Origin of the sequence: Candidatus Leptofilum sp., assembly GCF_965223285.1 — a bacterium.
GTDB lineage: Bacteria > Chloroflexota > Anaerolineae > Promineifilales > Promineifilaceae > Leptofilum.
This window is the reverse complement of the sequence record NZ_OZ244997.1, coordinates 3,492,847-3,511,176: the sequence shown is the minus strand read 5'-3', so window position 1 is coordinate 3,511,176 and position 18,330 is coordinate 3,492,847. Positions and strand designations below refer to the sequence as shown.

The window sequence follows — 18,330 nt, the reverse complement described above, 5'->3', positions numbered from 1 at the left end:
GTGGCTACAGCTCCCGTGCCAACAGCATGAGGGTGATGTCGTCAAACTGGGGAGCGTCTCCGACGAAATCGAGAACGGCCGTTACCACCTTGCTCTCAATAATATCCACCGACCGCTCCAAATTCGCCTCTGTCACCGCCTGCAGCCGCGCCTCGCCAAAGAACGCTTCTTCTTCATCCTCCGCTTCCGTCACGCCATCGGTGTACATCAGTAGCAAATCGCCTGGCTCCATCTGGATAGTGCCCTTTTCCCAAACCGTCTCTTCCAAAATGCCAACCGGAATGGCCGTGCGAGTGAGCTGCCGCATTCCGCCGCCGTTGCCAGAATACAAATAGGGGGGATTGTGTCCGGCGTTGCAATAAGTTAACAAGCCGCTGGCTGGGTCCAAAATGGCGTAAAAAACGGTCACAAACAGGTCGCTCGTGCTGTCCATGAGCACGCGCCGATTGGCGGCGCACAACGCTTGCTCTGGCTCGGTGTCAAAATCGGGTGCAAAGGTGCGGATGAGCGTGCGGCTGAGCGCCATGTACAGCGCAGACCCCATCCCTTTGTCTGCCACATCCGCAATGACGAGGCCGATACGGCCGTTTGGCAACTCAATAAAATCGTAAAAATCCCCAGACATTTCCCGCGCTGGTTCCAGCGTCACGGCCAATTGCCAACCCGCTATCTCTGGCACCTTGGGGGGCAAAAACGTGGCCTGCACCTTTTTGGCAATGGCCAGCTCCTGCGACACCTTGTCGTATTCCGCCATCATGGCCTGCACTTCCGCCTGGTACGCCTGCTCGTAAATTTCCTTCTCATACGCTTCTGCCTGGGTTGCCAAGGCCGCGTCTAGATGGGCCACCTGCTGCAAATTTGCTCCGATTTGTGCCGCCAGGGAACGGCCGTTCGCCGCCCAATCGCGCACGTCTAAACCAGACGGCCGTAGCAGATAAATCCCCCCAATGTTGTCTGCATCCGCCCCCTGAATGGGCACGACGAGTGCCGCGCTGCCAAAGCCCAACGCCGCTGCCTCTGGCAAACCGGGCACCACAACCGCCCGCTCCAAATCAGTTAACAGCTCAACCCATCGCTCATTACCCAGCGGAATCCACCCCTCGCCCTGGGCGAACAATACAGAATCTGGCAATAGCCGAATTTCTACCCAGCCATTGGAGAACAATTGGGGGACATGGCGTTTCAGCAACGCAGGAAGGTCGCCGTTTTCCAGTGGTTCGCGCAGTAGCTCTACTGCCAGCCTTTCTAGCTGCTTTCGCTCAGAAACTTGTTGCTGGCTGTGTAGCGTCCGCCGATGCAGCAAGCGGATCAGCAGCAGAGTGCCTAGCCCGCCCAGCAGTGCCGACCCAAGCAAAAACCACCAGCCCACCGTGCGCTCGCTGCTGCCCACCACAAACCAGATGAGAGCAACGGCCGTTGGCAACAATAACACGCCAAACAGCAAAACCAGCCTTTTACTTCCTCGGGTCAACCATTTTTCTACCACATTAGAATGATAAAGCAGATTTTGGGAAGGGCAACGGCCGTTTTTGAGAGGGGGTGAGGGAGTGACTGCGTTCTGCGAACGCTTAGTGAAGGAGAACCCGGCAAAACGTAGCGCGGCAGGAGGTTAGATCAATAATTCGAGTGCAAAAACAAGATGTAGTGTGTATCATAAAGTCGCTCTGTGAAACACGGCCGTTTCAAAAGAAACATCAATTAGGAGGGTAAATTAAGTGATATCCCAAGAAGCTGCATTAGTAGAATATCAAGCCTTACGTCAGGAGATCAATATTCTGTGGGACAGGCGTAGTTCAAGAATGTCTTTGGTTTGGGCAACAATATCCGCTTTGGTCGCCGCATCAGCACTGGTCGAGCTACCAGAGTTATGTATATTGGCTCTTATTTTGGTTAATGCTGGCTGGTCGGATGAATTAAGATGGTTTGACAGCATGCACAGAATCGGTGCTTATATTCATCAGATATTGGAGCCTCAAATTGATGGGCTTCAATGGGAAAATGTGCAAGAAGCAATTAATCGTCGCTCACCGAGAAAATATCATTGGCTGTCAAACCTCAAGTCTACATATGGTCTCTTCGCACTTTCTAGCCTAAGTGCATCCGTTTTTCTTTATTCAATCTTTTATCCAGACGAACTTTTTCGACACATAATATTTTGGGGTTTTGCAATGATTGGTGTTGTTTTTACAGCGAGCAACATCCGAAAAGGTATTAAAAGGCAGATTCGTCGTATGCGTTGGGAAGAAGAATTCTCAGCGGTGGCTAAAGAATTTCAGTTCGTGAATAATGTTGAAACTGGTGTGGATGTGATAGAAACTGACGTTTCGGCTCCTGACCCCGCGTAGCTTAAAGAAACGTCAAAATTCTATGCGCTGCTCCGGCGCGGTCTTCGGCAAGCGAGAAACCTCACCCGGCTGCGGCACGGCGTCCCGCCGCGCCGCCTACTTCGCACGCTTGCCCTCGAATTTTAGCATAAGTTGGGTGGCAAACGGCCGTCCCCAACAACCAATGGCAAGGAATAGAGGACACAGCCGTTTTGCATTCCAGAATAATGGCAGATGCAGAAAGTGGCACGGTGAGGACACCGGCCACAGCAGAGCTACTAGGAGGGAAAACGGCCGTTTCGCACAAAAAAAGCTGGCAGATTCCGCGATTGCTCATCGCTAACCTGCCAGCTCTACTGATTACCGTTTACGGATAACCCTTTACCGTCTAAAGTCTCTTCTTAAACTCCGCCGTCAGCGCGGGCAGCACCTTAAACAGGTCGCCCACGATGCCGTACTGCGCCAGCTTGAAGATGGGCGCGTCGGCATCTTTGTTGATGGCGACGATGATCTTGGAGGTGCGCATACCGGCCTGGTGCTGGATGGCACCGCTGATGCCGGACGCGATGTACAGATCGGGGCTAACCACCTTACCCGTCTGCCCAACCTGATGCTCATACGGAATCCAACCAGCGTCAACGGCCGCACGAGAAGCACCCATGGCTGCACCCAGCGTGTCTGCCAACGCTTGCACTGGCTCGAACCCTTCCGGGCCACCCACGCCGCGCCCACCAGAAACGATGATGCTGGCGTCGGTCAAGCTCACGGTGCCTTCCTTGCCTTCAAAGCCGACAACCTTGGTGGGGATGTCATCTTCGGCAACGGCCGCATCTACCCAGGTGGCAGACCCACTTTTGCCCGTAGACTCTGCCTGCGGGAAGGCGCGGCTGCGCAGCGTGATAACCTGCGTGCTGCTGGTGGCAAATACGTTGCTCATTAGCTTGCCTGCGTACACAGGGCGAGTGACTTTGACGTTACCGCCATCTACAGCCAGGTTCACGCCGTCAGATACCAAGCCGACTTCCAAATCGGCAGCAACCCAGGCAGCCAAATCACGGCCCCGGCTGGTGGCACTCGCCATAATGACGCTGGGACTATGTTCTTGCGCTAACTTTGTAACGATTGGCCCTACTGCCTCAACGCGGAAGTGGCCCAAGGTAGCATCGTCAGCACCCAAAACGGCATCAACGCCCAAATCGAAGGCGGCATCAGCCACGCCAGAGACGTTTTCACCAAAGACCAAACCAGTTAGTTCTTGTCCTAGCCCGTCGGCTACGGTGCGGGCAGCACTCACTGCCTCGCGGGAGCCGGTAACAATCTTGCCATCTTTATTTTCTAAAAATACCCATACGCCGCTCATATTACCTTCTCCTCAAACAGTTTGTCGGCCAGGATTTTGGCTTGTTCTTCAACCGAATCTGCTTCAATCATTTCTACGCTGCCCTCACGCGGGGGGATGGCATAAACGTTAGACCAATCCACATTGCTGGTGCCAGCACCATCAGCCAGCCCCAAATCGGCCGCCGACCAGGTGGGGATATTGGCCCGGTTGGCTTTGCGGATGCCCATGAGGGAGGGGTAGCGTGGTTCGTTGATCTCTTTCACGGTGGTGATAACCACGGGCAAGCTGGCGGTGACGGTCTCTTTACCGTCGTCCAGCAGCCGCTCAACCGTAATTTTGCCGTCGCTAATCTCTTTGATGGCAGAGACAAAGGTGAGTGGCGTCCAGCCCAGCTTACGGGCAACCTGCACGGGGGTTTGCCCGGTGTCACCGTCGATGGCTTGACGGCCGAATATGGCAACCTGCACATCCCCAGCTTTTTGGATGGCGGCGGCCAGAGTGCGGGCTGTGCCTAAGCTGTCTAGCCCTTGCAGAGCCGGGTCGGTGACCAGAATTGCCTCGGTGCAGCCCATTGCCAGACAGGTTTTGAGGGCATCTTGGCTTTCTTCGCTGCCTACGGTGAGGGCGATGACGTCGGTGGCGCCGTGATTTTCTTTGAGGCGGACGCCTTCTTCTACGGTGTACTCATCCCACGGGTTGAGAACGTTGGGCTTGCCACCCGGATCATCCCAGCTAACATTGCCGCCGCCATCTACGACGAGAACGGCCGTTGTGCTGGGCGTTTGTTTGATGCTTACTACAACTTTCATGCAAAAACCTCCAATTGGTGATTGTTCACAAATAATTTTATTTTTCAAAAGGGGATTAGAGATTGGAGATTAAAAAAACCTCTAATCTCTAATCTCAAATCTCCATCAGGCGTGGCGCGTTTAGCTCAGTGAAGCGGTCGGCAAAGAGATCGTTTTCAAAGGCAAAGGTGGTGGCGCGCCAGCTAAACGCTTCGATGGCCACCGCCTGGCGAATTGCCTGTTTTTCGGGCAGGGCCGCGTTGGCAATCGGTTTGCGAAAGCCCCATAGAACCGCTGCTACCAATCCGCCACTCACCAGTAAAGCAATGAGCAGCCTTAACCCAAACGAGAGTGTGGCGGGGGTGAGCAGCAAGGCAATGGCCAAACCAAGCAGAAGCAGAACAGTGCTTACCAGCCAGCTAATCTTTTGCAGCCGCTCTTCATCAGCAGAGCGACGGTTAAGCTCAGCCGCGCAACGGCCGCACAGCGGCACATCGATCAGGCGGGTGATACGGCCGTATCGCTGGCGCAGCGTCATTGTTTCCGGGGCGGGTTGGCTGCAATGGACGCAAATGCCAGGAAACGGTATCGTTTGTTGGGGGCGAACCTTAATTTTGATTCGTCTGCTCATGGGAAATTTATTTTGCCACCAATTTTGCCTGGTGCAAGCTGAACGCAGGCACCGTGCCTTTAACTCAGCAGATTATAACGGTGGCAGACAGGTTTATAAAGTGACATTTTGCAGGTGTGATTTCGTAAAATAGCAGGTACAAACCACGGTTGTGCCGCACTGCGTTATAGAATAGCACAGAAATAAGGATTAGCGCAATTGGAAAGATTAAAACGAAGATGGTTCGGGACAGTTATCGGTTGGGGAACGGCCGTTGCTCTCTCGTATATTTGGCTGCGGCAGGTATGGCAACCTGAATTTGCCAATCGCTGGTTGTGGCTCACCCTGCCCCCGCTCCTATACTGTTTGTGGGTTCTGGGTCGGTATTTAGCGGAGAATAAACGTGCTGGGGAAACGGTCGTGCTCACCACGTTTGGCTGGGGGAATCGGCTGACGCTGCTGCGCGGGTTGGCCATCAGCATGGTGGCGGGCTTTTTGTTCAGCCCCTGGCCTGAAGGCTGGCTAGCCTGGCTGCCCATGCTGCTCTACACTGCCGCCGACATCGCCGACTATTTGGATGGCTACCTGGCCCGCATCACTAACCACGCCACCGCCTTAGGCGAGAGACTGGACATGGAGTACGATGGCCTGGGCATGCTCATCGTGAGCCTGCTGGCGGTTTGGTATGGGCAGCTGCCGTGGTGGTATCTGGTTTTGGGATTGGCGCGATACTTGTTTGTGTTTGGATTGTGGCTGCGAGCGCGGCGCGGCTTGCCCAGCTACGATCTGGCTCCCAGCGTGCATCGCCGCGTCTTTGCCGGCTTCCAGATGGGCTTCATGAGCGCGGTGCTGTGGCCGATTATGCCCCCTGAATTTGCCACCATTGCTGGCACGACGTTTGCCATCCCCACGGCTCTTGGCTTTTTGCGCGACTGGCTCCTGGTAACTGGCCAATTGGATCCGCACAATGCCCGTTACCGGCAAGTGCAGCAGTGGCTTTACCAGATGACTACCTACTGGTTGCCGCCTCTGCTTCGTCTGGCGTTGGCGAGCTGCGTCTCTGCCATCTTTTTGGCACTGCGACAGGCGTGGCCGCCACCCACCTGGGTGGATTTATTTACAAGCTGGGGATTGCCCCTGCCCGCTTTTTTGGCCGTCGTAGCCATGATATTGTTGCTGCTGGGTGGCGCGTTGGTTTTGCTAGGCGCGATGGGGCGTTTGGCGGCGTTCTGGCTGGTGTTTCCGCTGGGTTTCGACATGGTGACGCGGGGGTTGGATTGGGCCAATGGGCTTGGTCTGGTAACGGCCGTTTGCCTGATGCTGCTGGGTACGGGGCCACTCTCTCGCTGGAAGCCGGAGGAGCGGTTTTTATTGCGACGGGCGGGGGAGGGGTGAGACGGTGACAAGGTGAAGGGGTGACCAGTAATCAGCGTTCGGTAATCCGTGAACGGTCACCGTTTACCGATAACTGCTAACGGGTTTGGAATGAAGAAACGATTTGGCAAGGCATTTATTTGGGGCGTGGCGTTTCTTGTGCTGTGGCTGGTGGTGCGGCAGGTGCCGCTGGCTGAGGTGTGGCGCGTTTTGGCAGGGCTGCGTGGCTGGCAGATTGGGCTGTTGGTTGTGCTGAATGGGCTGGTGCTGCTGGGGCTGAACGGCCGTTGGTGGCTGCTGCTTCATGGGCTAGGGTACAGGCTGCCTTTTGGCTCGCTGTTGGGGCACCGTCTGGCGGCGTTTGGCGTGAGCTACTTTACGCCAGGGCCGCACTTTGGTGGGGAGCCGGTGCAGGTGCTGCTGGTAGAGCGGCAGCATGGGGTACCGCGCTCCGGAGCGATTGCGGCCGTTTCGCTAGACAAAACGGTGGAACTGCTGCTGAACTTTGGCTTTCTGGCGTTTGGCGTGTTCCTGGTAATGCAGACAGGATTGCTGGGAACGGCAGTTGGCGGGCAAACGGCCGTCTGGGCCATGTTGCTTCTCTTACCGCCACTGCTTTATTTGTGGCGCATCTGGCGCGGGGGCCAGCCCATCACCCGGCTGCTGCGAACTGTGAAATTGGGCCGATGGGAAACGGCCGTTGCCACCAGCGAAGCCCAAATGCACCTCCTTTGCCAGCAAAATCCCGGTGCGCTGCTGGGCGCAATCGGCATTTCTGCGCTGACCTGGGTGCTGATGATTATTGAATTTTATGCGATGGCTTCTTTTTTAGGCGTGTCGCTGTCGCTAATGCAGCTCATTGCTTTGCTAACGGCGATGCGCGTCGCTTACCTGCTGCCGCTGCCGGGCGGGCTGGGGTCGCTGGAAGCCAGCCAGGTGTGGGCGTTGGGGCTCATGGGGTTTAACCCGGCAGTTGGACTGGGGTTGAGCTTACTCATTCGCCTGCGGGATGTGCTGCTGGGGCTGCTGGGCTTGTGGTGGTTGGGGCAGCGGCTGAGGGTAGCGTGGGAACGGCCGTAACCTGGCCACCCGTTTGGGGGTTGTATGAGCAAGTAAACATCAAACCTTGAGCTGGAGGTAAACATATGGACACGTTTTCAAATTTAGCAAGTCGGCAAAAGGGAATTGTAGGGCTGGCGGTGACAACGGCCGTTATTCACATCATTTTAGCATTACTCAATAGCGACGATATGATGTTCTTGGTTTTGTTTTTACTCAACGGGCTAGGCTATTTGGTACTTATCGCCGGGCTTTACTTTTTGCCTCAACTGGCCTCGCAACGGTCGTTAGTGCGCTGGGGGCTGTTGGCGTTTACGGCCGTTACCTTCATTCTCTACTTTGTCTTCAACTGGCCAAATATCTGGGGGCCAATCGGCATTGTGGACAAATTAATTGAGCTAGCACTCATGATCCTGCTCTGGCAAGACAAGTAACCAGATTTTTCAGGCATTCTTCCAACAATTGAGCAATTGAGGCTTGTTTCATGTTTCGTTGGCTGCGGAATAGTATCAGAACCATTTGGGGATTCATTCTCTTTGCCACCATTATTGTCGTTGGATACTGGTTGATGATGGGGGGCTTATGGATCGTGCGCCATCCCCAAACCCAAGCAGTTGTACAAGGCTCTGCTGAAGCAGTTGCGCTGTTGGGACGGTTTGAAACGGCCGTAAAATTGGTGGGGGGCCTGTTTTTATTCACCTGGGTGCTTCGCTTTCTGGATCGGTACTTTTTACGAGAAGCATTGAGCAGGCAACTTGGGTTTGTTGCCCGTGGGCCATTGAGCCTCTTCCGCATGTTCTTTTCTAACTTTTTGCATGGCAATATGGATCATCTCGTTGGCAATACGCGCCCTCTGCTTGGCTTTACGGCCGTTACCGTTTTACTGCTCCCCAGGCTAGACCTGTTGCTCCCTTTGTTTATTTTTATGGTAGTGGTGCAAAGTGTCGGCGTCTGGATTTTTGGGCGGCGGCTTACACCACACATTGGCGCCAGTGGGCTAGTGTTAGGTCTTTTTAGCTTCGACGTGACGCACGGTATTTTTGCAGGCGGCTGGAAAACGGCCGTTGCCTTTATCTTGCTGATTGTCTCCGGTAAAATGGCCTACCGTGCCTTGATAAGTCGCGGAGCCGTTCCGGGCGGGGGCGGGGCTCAGATTTCTGTAGTAGGGCATGTGTGGGGCTTCCTCAGCGGCATCTTTGCTGCTTATCTTATCTCACCATTTGGCCCCTTGTTTGAGCTTGCTTACTAACTCATGTACGCAATGTAGATTTCAAAAGTCTTGTTTCTCTCTGATGATAAACGAGTTGCCTTGAAGACTTTTGAAATCTTTCCCAGGCCAGCGCCCCACAAAATCAAGCTGGTGGGCAATGTAAACCAGCTCCCCCGCTTCAATTTGCGCCTGCCGCTGGCGTATCCAATCCTCGAATTGAGCATTGTCCAACGCAGGATGCTCTGCCAAGGCGCGGTGCATCGTCTCCACAATGAATTGCAAGAAATATTTCTCGTCCGCCGGGTAGCCTGCCGGATGAATATCCGGCTTGGCAAACACCACCCAGTCGGAGCCGCCAGCGGCTAGTATGTGGGCACCCGCCTGCCGCAAATGCGTAAACAGATGTCTTCCGCTGCGGCTGTCGCCAGACGGCCGTCCACCCGTCAGCCGCTCGTCCATTGTTTGGTGGTATAGCTGCTCAATCTGGGCGTCCAAAATTGGGTCAATGGTGGGTTCCAGGGTTGTCACGCCATCGAAGTTGATGCTGAAGTAAAACAAGCCGCCCGGCTTGAGCCGCGAAAATAGTAGCGGCAGCGTAGCGGGGATGTCCATTAAATCTAAAAAGGCATGGGCGATAAGCAAGTCGTACGGCCGTTGCCCCTGCTCCCGTTCAATAAATGCAAACAGATCAATCGCTTCCAGCGTGAGGTGGATACCTGAGGGCAAATGGGTTAGCCGCTGCCGGGCAGTGGCAATATTCTCTGCTTGGTTGTCGATGGCGGTGTAGCTTGCCGATGTGATGAACCGTTGTTCAATTAGTCGTTCAACCATTGTGCCAATACCTGCACCAATTTCCAGGATGGCGGGCTGGGGTGGCAAATGTTGCCGCAGCGTTTGCCAGACGTGGGCGTTCAGGGCGCGGTCATCAACCGTTTTTTTGGCAGCGAGGTAGCGGGGAAAGTCGTAAATCATGATGAATTGTGAATGGTGGATTGTGAATTTTTAATGGTGAAGTGGAGGAAGTTGCGGATGCGGGACATGGATTGTTGCCAGGTGGGGTGCGCAGCGAATCGCTTTTGGGCGGCAAGGCCCATTTGGCTAAGTTGGGCGCGGTTGTGGTGCAGGGCGTGAATCTGCTGGTGCAACGTCGCCACATCATCTGCAAGAAAGCCATCCACGCCGTCGGTGATGATTTCGTGGGCCGCGCCGCCGCGCCCGGCGATGGCGGGCAGGCCAAAGCCCATGCCTTCGAGGTAGACAATGCCAAACCCTTCATAGCTGGAAGGCACAGCCAGCACATGACTGTACGCCATTTTGGCTGCCAACGCTGCCCCATCAAGGGCACCGTGGAGAGCGACGTTCTTTGCCAGACCATGCTGGATGATTTGCTGCTGAATTTGGCGGGTGGTGTAAGGGGATACGGCCGTATCTCCCACAACATTCAGCGTCCAATCCGATTTTGGTAATCCTGCCACCGCTTCCAGCAAAACATGCAGTCCCTTGCGCGGAATCAGGTTGCCCACAAACAGCAGGCGCAGCGGACCCGGCTGCTGGGCGCGTTCCTCAATTTGCTGCGGCGTGATGGTGGGTTGGAAGCGGTCGCCAGCGGGCGAAGCCACCACATTCGGCGGTAAATTGCCCAGCAGCGACTGCACAACTTGGCGCGTTGTTTGGCTGTTGAACACAAAGCCATCCACCGAGGCCAGATAGCGACGTTCCACCTGTCGATACAGCCAATTTTGCCAGCTTGGGCGCAGTTCGCTGCACCGCAAATGATGAACGATGCTTACAATTGGGTAGCTGACTTGCTGACGCAGCCGCTGGTTGAGCCAGAAGAGGGAGGGATGGTTGAGTTCATCTTGCAGCAGCAGATCAAAGTCGGCCAGGCGCAGCTGCTCTGCCAGGGCAAACCAGAAGTTGTGGAGGAGGGAACTGCCGTATCCCTCCCAGGGCAGTGAGATGATGGCCACCTCGTCCCCGGCCGCCTCTAAATGCTCAACCAGCTTGCGATCGTACAGGTAGCCGCCGGAGATTGTGTCGAGACGGCCGTAGATGATCAGCCCAATTTTCATGGTAAACCGCTTACGGATTACTGTTCACGGATAACCGAAAAGCCGCCCACGCAATCTCATTTTCCCACACCTTCACCGTGAGGTGACTGAGCGTGTCTGCCTGAATGCGCTCGGCAAGTTGGGTGGCCAAAATGCGGGCAAAATGCTCAATGCTGGGGTTCAGCCCGGCAAATTCGGGCAGATCGTTGAGCGTTTTGTCTTTGTAGTACGCCACCAATGCTTCCAAATTGGCCTCGATGTCTACAATATCCACAAGATAGCCATGCTGGTCTAGCGTAGGGCCAGATAGCTGAAGCTCAACAACATAATGATGGGAATGCCACTCATTTTCTGCTCCCCAATCTCCTCCGATGAGGAAATGCTGGGCCACAAAATCACGTTTAACGGCAACAGTGTACATAGATTCTCCAGTTTTAGTAGCTAGTGGCTGGTGGCTACTGGCTTGCACTTGCAACTAGCCGCTAACAACCAGCCACTAAAATGTAAAAATGACCTGCACGGCCGTTTCCGGCCGCCGATCAATCAATTCATACGCCTGGGCAGCTTGGGTTAGCGGAAAACGATGGGTGATTAGCCGCTGGGGCTGAATTTTTTGTAGCATCTGCCAAGCGACGGCCAGCCGCCGCGCCTTGCTCCATCGCCCCTGCCAGCGCGGTGCTAGATGACTTACCTGGCTGCTGATGAGCTGAATCTGGCTGCGGTGAAACTTACCCCCCAGGTTCAGGTTGGCTCGCTTGCTGCCATACCAGGAACCGATGAGAATACGGCCGTTAAACCCCATCGCCTCAATCGCCACATCCAAAGCCGCTGGGTTGCCCGACAGTTCAAAAGCCAAATCGAGGCCGGGGTGGTGGCTGGCGTGGGGCAAGGCCATCTGCATTTGATTCGCCAAATCGGGGGCTGACGGGTCCAGGCTGGCGGTGGCACCCAGCTTGCGCGACCAGTCGCGGCGCAGCGGGTAGCCATCCAGCGTGAGCAGGCAGGCGAGCGGCAGTTGGGCCAGCAGGCTGGTAGTGAGCAGCCCCACAATGCCCTGACCAAACACGGCCACCTGCTCACCGATCCCCGGCTGCGCGTCCATGACGAAGGAGACGGCCGTTTCCATGTTGGGCAGGAAAACGGCCGTTTCTGGCAGTATTCCGCCCGGCAAGGGCAGCACCTCATCTGGCTGGGCGATGAAGTGGGTTTGGTGGGGCTGGAAAGCGAAAATGAGCCGATCCCGCCACGATTTTTCTACAGAGTTGCCAATTTCAACTACGCGCCCCACGGCGGCATAGCCATATTTTTGCGGATAGCCGCCCTCGCCCAACGCAGTAATGGTGGCATCGGCCATTAGCTCTGCTGGCATTTGGCCGCGATACAGCAACATCTCCGTACCGGGGCTGATAGCAGAGAGCACCGTTTGTACCAGCAGACTGTCGTCCGGCAGCGGCGACAGCGGCTCCTCGCGAAGTTCTAGCTGGTACGGAGCGGTAAAAAAGAGGGCTTGTCGTTGCATAAATTGGTTTGTAGGGGCGTAACCCCGTGTGCGCCCGCTTCGGGGCAAATATTGTGGGCAGACACGGGGGTCTGCCCCTACCGCCTGATCATTGTCGCGGTCATGATGGCGCATCGTTTGCGTGCGCCGGTTTTGTCTTCGCCAAACAGTTCGCCCTGGCAGACGGTGAGCGTACGGCCAGGACGCACTACCCGTCCGACGGCGATCATCTTCACGCCGAGTGCGGGTGCCAGCAGATTCAGCTTAAACTCCACGGTGACGACCTCACTGCCGGGCGGTTGCAGGGTGAGGGCGGCATAGCCGCAGGCTGAATCGACTACGGCCGTTGTCGCCCCGGCGTGTACAAAACCGTGTTGTTGGGACAGGTTAGCTGAGACAGGTAATTCGATAATTATTTCTCCGGGGGAAACGGCCGTTAGCTGCGCCCCCAAAAATGCCATGAATCCCTGCTTGGCAAAGCTCGCCCGTACCGTCTGTTCGTACTCTGGGTTCTGCACATCAAATCGGGTCATCCACCCTTCCTTCATTTTTGAGCCGCGGATTGCACGGATTTTTAGGATTAAAGAATAGAATCTGTGTCAATCCGCGAAATCCGTGGCTACTGTTTTTCTGGCCAGCTTACGTCGCCGGAGAGGATCATATCTTTGCCCAGCCAGCGCGTTTGCGGATTTTGCAGCCGGGGCAGGCCGTGGCCGTTCAGGTTGCCCACGGCGTTCAATCCCCCTACCAGCAGCGGGGCGACAGTGATCACCATGCGATCTACCAACTGGGCTGCTAAAAAGCTAGTGATGATGCCTGCGCCCCCCTCTACCATGAGGCGACGAATGTTGAATTGGGGCAAATGTGCCAGCAGTGCGGGCAAACTGACTTGGCCGCTGGCAGTAGCGGGCAAGCGCACAACCGTTGCCCCCAAATCCAGCAAAGCATGTTCTTTGGCAGAAGCGGCCGTTTCCGTCGTTGCTACGATTGGTTTGTGCGGATGCTGGGTAAGCAGCTTGGCCGTGAGCGGCAGCCGCAGTTGGCTATCTACGATGACGGGTTGTGGAGCGGAGCCAGCGGCGAGGCGCACCGTTAGGCGGGGGTCGTCGGCCAGTACCGTGCCAATGCCCACCAGGATGGCATCGTGGCTGGCGCGCAGCTGGTGGGTGAGCGTGAGCGATTCTTGCCCGCTCAGCGGCATTGGCTGGCCGCGCTGTCGCGTAATCGAGCCATCCACGCTTTGGGCATAGCTAAGGGTGACAAAGGGACGGCCGTTTGGCATCGGTTTGGGCGGCGGTGTGTAGGGGGAACGGCCGTTCAAATTCAGCAAATGGCGCATCCGTTCCACCTTGGTGGCCAGGTAGGCAGCATTTTCCACGTTGAGCGCAGCGGGCATTGGCACCCGCTCGGCCACAGAAATGCCTAGCTGCTCCAAACTTTCTATCTTGCTGGGATTGTTGGTGAGCAGCCGCACCGACGATATGCCCAGATCGTCCAAAATGCGGGCGGCGATGGTGTAATCACGGGCATCTGCCTGGTGGCCCAGCATCAAATTGGCTTCAACCGTGTCGTACCCTTCATCTTGCAAATTGTAAGCATGCAACTTGTCTAGCAGGCCAATGCCCCGCCCTTCCTGCCGCAAATAGATGATGATGCCCGCCCCCGCTTGGGCAATCTGTGCCATCGCCTGGTTTAGCTGCGGGCCGCAGTCGCAGCGCAATGAGCCAAGTACATCACCGGTAAAACATTCGGAATGGATGCGCACCAGGGTTGGTTGCTGCCCTGCAATGTCCCCTAAAACGAGGGCAAGATGCTCTTTTTGATCTTGATTATTTTGATAGTAGCAAAGTTGGTATTCGCCCACTTCGGTGGGAATTCGCGCAGACGTTTTGCGCTCGACGGCAAGGTTTTTCATTTTGTACACACTCCAACACACCTTTTCTTCACAGGCCAGTTGCTAAACTAAATTATACGCAACTCTGGCAGGAATGGATCGTTGGTCTAAGGTCTAAATGGTACGTTCATAAAGCTGGTATGTTTGCTGGGGAATGGCCCGGTGATGATGCAGAAAGGGTACGGCCGTTCCCTCCTTCCATACTGGCCCAATGGTTAGCTTTTGCCAACCAGCTGCCTGTGCCGACTGGATGGTTTGCCGCCACAGCTGCCGCCCAATGCCCTGACCGCGCCACGCTGGCAGCACACCCCCCAGCAAAACTCTGCCTGTGGGTACGGGACGATGGCGAACGGCCGTTAAGCCCAACCACCACAGCCCACGACCACCGCGATACCGGCGCAGCCGCGCTGCCAAATCGGGCAGGAGCAGCACCAAACCAACCGGCTGTTCCTCGATCCAGGCAACCCAGCCGTGTAGCTGCGGCCCCAGCCACTGTTGCCAAAATTGGGCCTCCAAAGCGTCTGGCGGGGAGAACCCCACCGGGTTTTGGCAAAGCGCAGCTAGCAGCGGCAGCAAGTTGCCACCAAGCTGGGCGGAGTCTAGCGGACGCAGCTTGACGGGGGAAGCTGGCACGCTTGCTGAGTTCGGGGGAATGTCAAAGGTGTACAGAATGGTTTCGGCGATTGGCTGCATTCGTCGTGCTAGAACTTCAGGCAAATAGGGTGGATTGTAGGGCGTGTGCTGTGGCGGTGGGAGCTGCCAATGGCTGGTGAGCGCACCGCTGCCGAGGTGTGGCAGCAAGCTCACGGGGCCAAACAGCCGCCGGATACCCCGGTTAACCAGGTCTTCAATAATGCTATCTTGGTAGGCTAAAAAAGCTGCTTTGCTGTTGGCGCAGTGCAGGTGCGCCAGGTAAGCAGTGCGATCGTCGCGGCGCGGATCGTGCAGCAGCATGTTGGCTACCAGCGGCGTCTCGAAGCTGGCGAGGGCAGGCGTGGCGGTCAGTGACTGCTGCTGCTTGCGGCGTAAGCCATCAAAGTAATGAAACACGGGTTGCAGCCGCGCCAGATGCGGCTGCTTAGCGGGATTGAGCAGGATGCGAATTTGGCGGCTATCGGGTGGCGTCCAGCGATGATCTCTTTCATAGAGTTGCCGACTATAACGAAGAAAGGTGCGGCGATCCCAGTAAGAAACGGCCGTATGCAACTGGTAGTTAAAATAATCGCTCATGTTTTTTAGCCACAGAGAGCATAGAGGAATAAGAGCATGGTCTATTCTCAAAACTCTCTGTGCCCTCTGTGGCAAAATATTTAAAGTTCTGCCGAGGGGCAAATGTCGTTGAGTGGACAATTTGGGCAGTCTGGGCGGCGGGCAATGCAAATGCGACGGCCGTGGAAGATGAGCAGGTGCGAAATGTCGATCCAATGTTCATGGGGGATGATGGCCATTAGTTCACGCTCTACTTTTACCGGGTCTTTGTTGCTGCTGGTAAGGCCCAACTTGTGAGCAATTCGCTTAACGTGGGTATCTACGGTGACGCCCTCTGCCTTGCCGTAAATTTCACCCAGTACCACGTTGGCCGTTTTGCGGGCCACCCCCTTTAGCTGTGTCAGTTCGTTCATTTTGTCTGGGACTTCGCTGCCGTAATTTTGTATAAGGGCAACGGCCGTAGATTGAATAAAATCCGCCTTTTGCCGAAAAAACCCTGTTGGGCGAATTATTTCTTCCAATTCTGTGCGATTGGCCGCTGCCAGAGTCGTGACATCTGGATATTTGGCAAAGAGCGTGGGTGTCACCTGGTTCACACGCACGTCTGTACATTGGGCTGAGAGAATCGTGGCAACCAGAAGTTGTAGGGGCGTCTGGTAGTTTAGCTCACAGTGGGCATCTGGGTGCGTTTCTTGCAGCCGCTGCAAAACAGTTTGCACATAATCTGGAGATGGTTTTTTGTAAGTCATATATGTTTCTGCTCAATGCTGGTCAATCTGCCAAAGGAGGGCTTCATTTCACTGTGTAACTCTAGCGTTATCAGATTCGGCGTGCAAGTGTATAATTGGCGAGGAGATTTTTTTTGTGTTCTGGTGTTTACGTGTTCAGGTTCTCAACTTTTTACCTTAGCACTTGAGCACTTACACACTTTTACATGCGATAGGAGCATCTGTGTGCTAATTGACTTTGGACGCGAACTGTGTGGCGATTTGGCAACGGCCGAATCAAGAGAATGGCTGGTAACAAATGGCATTGGTGGCTATGCCTCTGGCACCGTAGCGGGGACGCTGACGCGCCGTTATCATGGCCTGCTGATGGCAGCTTTGGAGCCACCGCTGGGCCGGACGCTGCTGCTGGCCAAGCTGGATGAGACGGTGGAGTATGAAGGGATTTACCCCAGAAGCGGCCGTTTCTACCCGCTTTATGTCAACCGCTGGGCCAACGGCGTGGTTGATGGGAATGGTCACCAGACGATCAACCGCTTTCACTTGGAAGGCACAACACCTGTTTGGACTTACGCCTTTGGCAATGCTCTGCTAGAAAAACGCATTTGGATGCAGTCAGGGGCAAACACAACCTACATTCAATACAAACTCGTCCGAGCCACCGGGCCGCTTACCATGGAAGCCAAAGCGTTTGTCAACTACCGTGACTATCACAGCACCACCATTGTGAATGATTGGGAACCGGAAATTGACGAAGTTAAAAATGGTCTCTGCCTGAAAATTCATGAAGCCGCCACACCGTTCTACCTTTTAAGCCAAAAAATGCGGATGACGCCACAGTTTGATTGGTATGAAGATTTTTACCTGAGCATCGAAGAATATCGTGGACAAAACGATGTACAGGAAGACCACATCTACGCGGCGCAGCTGCGCAAGGTGCTGCGCCCCGGTGAATCGTTAACGCTGGTAGCTAGTACCGACCCAGATGCCAACCTGGATGGGGATGCGGCATATGCTGAACGACAGGCATATGAAGATAAGCTGCTGGTTCGCGCTCGCAGAGTGCATCCAGTTAAACTACCGCCAGAGCTTGACCAGTTGGTGTTGGCAGCCGACCAGTTTGTGGTGAAACGGCCGACTGCGCGAGATGAAAACGGTCGGTCCATTATTGCTGGCTATCCCTGGTTTAGCGACTGGGGGCGCGACACGATGATTGCCTTACCCGGCTTGACCCTGACAACGGGACGGCCAGAAGTCGCCGCCTCAATTTTACGCACGTATGCCCAATTCGTAGACCAGGGGATGTTGCCCAACCGCTTCCCAGACGAAGGCCAACATCCCGAATACAATACGGTAGACGCTACGCTTTGGTACTTTGAAGCAATTCGCGCTTACCATGCAGCCACCGAGGACGATGGCCTGGTGCAAGAGCTGTTCCCGGTGCTGCAAGAGATCATCATGTGGCATAAGCGGGGCACCCGCTACAACATCCATATGGATGAAGAAGATGGCCTGCTGTTTGCTGGCGAAGAGGGCGTTCAGCTCACCTGGATGGATGCCAAGGTGGACAGTTGGGTTGTGACTTCGCGCATCGGCAAGCCAGTAGAAATTAACGCCCTTTGGTACAACGCCCTCTGCACTATGGCTGGTTTTGCCAGGCTTTTGGGCGAAGATGCCAACGAATACGATGCCATGATCAAACAAGTGAAGCAAGGCTTTAGCCGCTTCTGGAACGAAGAGATGGGATATTGCTACGATGTCATTGACGGGCCGGATGCGGATGGCCTTGACGGCAGCTTGCGACCTAACCAGCTCTTTGCCATCTCCTTACCGCACAGCCCGCTAACGCCAGAGCAGCAGCGTTCTGCACTGGACGCGTGCGGCCGTCATTTGGTAACTGCTCACGGCTTGCGCAGCCTCTCCTCTGATGACACGGCCTACATTGGCCATTACGGCGGCGACCGCCAAAAGCGGGATGGGGCTTACCATCAGGGGACGGCATGGGGATGGCTCATTGGGGCGTTCGTAAGTGCCCATTTGCGTATCTACAGCGACAAGGAGGATGCCCGTTCTTATTTGACTTCCCTGCTTATCCACCAAATAAGAGCCCACGCCATTGGCAGCCTCAGTGAAATTTTTGATGGTGATGCACCATTCACCCCACGCGGTTGCCCGGCTCAGGCGTGGAGCGTGGCTGAACTGTTGCGCACCTGGCAAGAAACGAGCTGATTTCATAGGTTTTGGAC

General features: G+C 55.3%; 18 protein-coding genes and 2 pseudogenes. 6 read left to right on the top strand and 14 right to left on the bottom strand.

What is annotated here, in order from left to right; genetic code table 11:
• Nucleotides 1-4: 4 nt before the first annotated feature.
• On the bottom strand, nt 5-1,471 hold the full coding sequence (locus ACOQPU_RS15860; RefSeq protein ID WP_420640808.1) for a PP2C family protein-serine/threonine phosphatase: 1,467 nt from the start codon (nt 1,469-1,471) through the stop codon (nt 5-7).
• Nucleotides 1,472-1,715: 244 nt separating this feature from the next.
• On the opposite strand from ACOQPU_RS15860, the gene ACOQPU_RS15855 reads away from it, so the two are divergent.
• The gene (locus ACOQPU_RS15855) at nt 1,716-2,345 is read left to right on the top strand and encodes a hypothetical protein (protein ID WP_420640807.1); all 630 of its coding nucleotides are present in this window, start codon (nt 1,716-1,718) and stop codon (nt 2,343-2,345) included.
• Between the two features lie 61 nt (nt 2,346-2,406).
• On the opposite strand, the gene ACOQPU_RS15850 is transcribed toward ACOQPU_RS15855, so the two are convergent.
• From ACOQPU_RS15850 to ACOQPU_RS15830, 5 genes and pseudogenes are all read right to left on the bottom strand, one after another.
• Nucleotides 2,407-2,661 carry a hypothetical protein gene (locus tag ACOQPU_RS15850; RefSeq protein ID WP_420640806.1) on the bottom strand — a complete coding sequence of 85 codons (255 nt, stop codon included), beginning with the start codon at nt 2,659-2,661 and terminating at the stop codon, nt 2,407-2,409.
• A 51-nt stretch (nt 2,662-2,712) separates the two neighbouring features.
• Nucleotides 2,713-3,090 (bottom strand): annotated as a pseudogene (locus tag ACOQPU_RS15845) (electron transfer flavoprotein subunit alpha/FixB family protein); the annotation flags it as partial.
• 69 nt (nt 3,091-3,159) lie between these two features.
• Nucleotides 3,160-3,684 (bottom strand): annotated as a pseudogene (locus ACOQPU_RS15840) (electron transfer flavoprotein subunit alpha/FixB family protein); the annotation flags it as partial.
• Complete coding sequence (locus ACOQPU_RS15835) at nt 3,681-4,475, bottom strand: electron transfer flavoprotein subunit beta/FixA family protein (protein WP_420640805.1); 795 nt, start codon at nt 4,473-4,475, stop codon at nt 3,681-3,683. The gene ACOQPU_RS15835 and the pseudogene ACOQPU_RS15840, both read right to left, overlap by 4 nt.
• A gap of 94 nt (nt 4,476-4,569) precedes the next feature.
• On the bottom strand, nt 4,570-5,085 hold the full coding sequence (locus ACOQPU_RS15830; RefSeq protein ID WP_420640804.1) for a hypothetical protein: 516 nt from the start codon (nt 5,083-5,085) through the stop codon (nt 4,570-4,572).
• Between the two features lie 198 nt (nt 5,086-5,283).
• Here ACOQPU_RS15830 and ACOQPU_RS15825 point away from each other — a divergent pair, with 198 nt between their 5' ends.
• The 4 genes from ACOQPU_RS15825 (at nt 5,284) to ACOQPU_RS15810 (ending at nt 8,746) form a co-directional block, all read left to right on the top strand.
• Nucleotides 5,284-6,459 carry a CDP-alcohol phosphatidyltransferase family protein gene (locus ACOQPU_RS15825; RefSeq protein WP_420640803.1) on the top strand — a complete coding sequence of 392 codons (1,176 nt, stop codon included), beginning with the start codon at nt 5,284-5,286 and terminating at the stop codon, nt 6,457-6,459.
• Nucleotides 6,460-6,549: 90 nt separating this feature from the next.
• Nucleotides 6,550-7,518 carry a lysylphosphatidylglycerol synthase transmembrane domain-containing protein gene (locus ACOQPU_RS15820; protein WP_420640802.1) on the top strand — a complete coding sequence of 323 codons (969 nt, stop codon included), beginning with the start codon at nt 6,550-6,552 and terminating at the stop codon, nt 7,516-7,518.
• Between the two features lie 65 nt (nt 7,519-7,583).
• Nucleotides 7,584-7,931, top strand: coding sequence for a hypothetical protein (locus tag ACOQPU_RS15815; RefSeq protein ID WP_420640801.1), 348 nt, complete (start codon nt 7,584-7,586; stop codon nt 7,929-7,931).
• 50 nt (nt 7,932-7,981) lie between these two features.
• Nucleotides 7,982-8,746, top strand: coding sequence for a rhomboid family intramembrane serine protease (locus ACOQPU_RS15810; protein WP_420640800.1), 765 nt, complete (start codon nt 7,982-7,984; stop codon nt 8,744-8,746).
• Between the two features lie 21 nt (nt 8,747-8,767).
• On the opposite strand, the gene ACOQPU_RS15805 is transcribed toward ACOQPU_RS15810, so the two are convergent.
• From ACOQPU_RS15805 to nth, 8 genes are all read right to left on the bottom strand, one after another.
• Nucleotides 8,768-9,679 carry a class I SAM-dependent methyltransferase gene (locus tag ACOQPU_RS15805; protein WP_420640799.1) on the bottom strand — a complete coding sequence of 304 codons (912 nt, stop codon included), beginning with the start codon at nt 9,677-9,679 and terminating at the stop codon, nt 8,768-8,770.
• Nucleotides 9,676-10,779 carry a glycosyltransferase family 4 protein gene (locus tag ACOQPU_RS15800; RefSeq protein WP_420640798.1) on the bottom strand — a complete coding sequence of 368 codons (1,104 nt, stop codon included), beginning with the start codon at nt 10,777-10,779 and terminating at the stop codon, nt 9,676-9,678. The genes ACOQPU_RS15805 and ACOQPU_RS15800 overlap by 4 nt, the downstream gene beginning before the upstream one ends.
• A gap of 10 nt (nt 10,780-10,789) precedes the next feature.
• Nucleotides 10,790-11,179 carry a 6-pyruvoyl trahydropterin synthase family protein gene (locus ACOQPU_RS15795; RefSeq protein WP_420640797.1) on the bottom strand — a complete coding sequence of 130 codons (390 nt, stop codon included), beginning with the start codon at nt 11,177-11,179 and terminating at the stop codon, nt 10,790-10,792.
• 75 nt (nt 11,180-11,254) lie between these two features.
• On the bottom strand, nt 11,255-12,391 hold the full coding sequence (locus tag ACOQPU_RS15790) for a zinc-dependent alcohol dehydrogenase (RefSeq protein ID WP_420640796.1): 1,137 nt from the start codon (nt 12,389-12,391) through the stop codon (nt 11,255-11,257).
• Nucleotides 12,355-12,789 (bottom strand): PaaI family thioesterase, encoded by a 435-nt coding sequence (locus tag ACOQPU_RS15785; protein ID WP_420640795.1) that lies wholly within the window; start codon nt 12,787-12,789, stop codon nt 12,355-12,357. Before ACOQPU_RS15785 ends, ACOQPU_RS15790 begins: the two co-directional genes overlap by 37 nt.
• A gap of 86 nt (nt 12,790-12,875) precedes the next feature.
• Nucleotides 12,876-14,171 (bottom strand): GTP cyclohydrolase II, encoded by a 1,296-nt coding sequence (ribA, locus tag ACOQPU_RS15780; protein ID WP_420640794.1) that lies wholly within the window; start codon nt 14,169-14,171, stop codon nt 12,876-12,878.
• A gap of 93 nt (nt 14,172-14,264) precedes the next feature.
• Nucleotides 14,265-15,380 (bottom strand): GNAT family N-acetyltransferase, encoded by a 1,116-nt coding sequence (locus ACOQPU_RS15775; RefSeq protein ID WP_420640793.1) that lies wholly within the window; start codon nt 15,378-15,380, stop codon nt 14,265-14,267.
• Between the two features lie 80 nt (nt 15,381-15,460).
• A complete protein-coding gene (nth, locus tag ACOQPU_RS15770) occupies nt 15,461-16,108 on the bottom strand; it encodes an endonuclease III (RefSeq protein ID WP_420640792.1) in 648 nt (215 codons plus the stop codon).
• A gap of 204 nt (nt 16,109-16,312) precedes the next feature.
• Between nth and ACOQPU_RS15765 the strand changes: the two genes are divergently transcribed.
• Nucleotides 16,313-18,313, top strand: a complete 2,001-nt coding sequence (locus tag ACOQPU_RS15765; protein WP_420640791.1) for an amylo-alpha-1,6-glucosidase — start codon at nt 16,313-16,315, stop codon at nt 18,311-18,313.
• The last annotated feature ends 17 nt before the right edge of the window (nt 18,314-18,330 follow it).

What these genes read in the sequence shown, in the direction of transcription:
- ACOQPU_RS15850 (WP_420640806.1), bottom strand. Translation starts at nt 2,661, where the DNA reads ATGAGCAATCGCGGAATCTGCCAGCTTTTTTTGTGCGAAACGGCCGTT.
- ACOQPU_RS15835 (WP_420640805.1), bottom strand. Translation starts at nt 4,475, where the DNA reads ATGAAAGTTGTAGTAAGCATCAAACAAACGCCCAGCACAACGGCCGTT.
- ACOQPU_RS15830 (WP_420640804.1), bottom strand. Translation starts at nt 5,085, where the DNA reads ATGAGCAGACGAATCAAAATTAAGGTTCGCCCCCAACAAACGATACCG.
- ACOQPU_RS15820 (WP_420640802.1), top strand. Translation starts at nt 6,550, where the DNA reads ATGAAGAAACGATTTGGCAAGGCATTTATTTGGGGCGTGGCGTTTCTT.
- ACOQPU_RS15815 (WP_420640801.1), top strand. Translation starts at nt 7,584, where the DNA reads ATGGACACGTTTTCAAATTTAGCAAGTCGGCAAAAGGGAATTGTAGGG.
- ACOQPU_RS15810 (WP_420640800.1), top strand. Translation starts at nt 7,982, where the DNA reads ATGTTTCGTTGGCTGCGGAATAGTATCAGAACCATTTGGGGATTCATT.
- ACOQPU_RS15805 (WP_420640799.1), bottom strand. Translation starts at nt 9,679, where the DNA reads ATGATTTACGACTTTCCCCGCTACCTCGCTGCCAAAAAAACGGTTGAT.
- ACOQPU_RS15800 (WP_420640798.1), bottom strand. Translation starts at nt 10,779, where the DNA reads ATGAAAATTGGGCTGATCATCTACGGCCGTCTCGACACAATCTCCGGC.
- ACOQPU_RS15795 (WP_420640797.1), bottom strand. Translation starts at nt 11,179, where the DNA reads ATGTACACTGTTGCCGTTAAACGTGATTTTGTGGCCCAGCATTTCCTC.
- ACOQPU_RS15790 (WP_420640796.1), bottom strand. Translation starts at nt 12,391, where the DNA reads ATGCGCCATCATGACCGCGACAATGATCAGGCGGTAGGGGCAGACCCC.
- ACOQPU_RS15785 (WP_420640795.1), bottom strand. Translation starts at nt 12,789, where the DNA reads ATGACCCGATTTGATGTGCAGAACCCAGAGTACGAACAGACGGTACGG.
- ribA (WP_420640794.1), bottom strand. Translation starts at nt 14,171, where the DNA reads ATGAAAAACCTTGCCGTCGAGCGCAAAACGTCTGCGCGAATTCCCACC.
- ACOQPU_RS15775 (WP_420640793.1), bottom strand. Translation starts at nt 15,380, where the DNA reads ATGAGCGATTATTTTAACTACCAGTTGCATACGGCCGTTTCTTACTGG.
- nth (WP_420640792.1), bottom strand. Translation starts at nt 16,108, where the DNA reads ATGACTTACAAAAAACCATCTCCAGATTATGTGCAAACTGTTTTGCAG.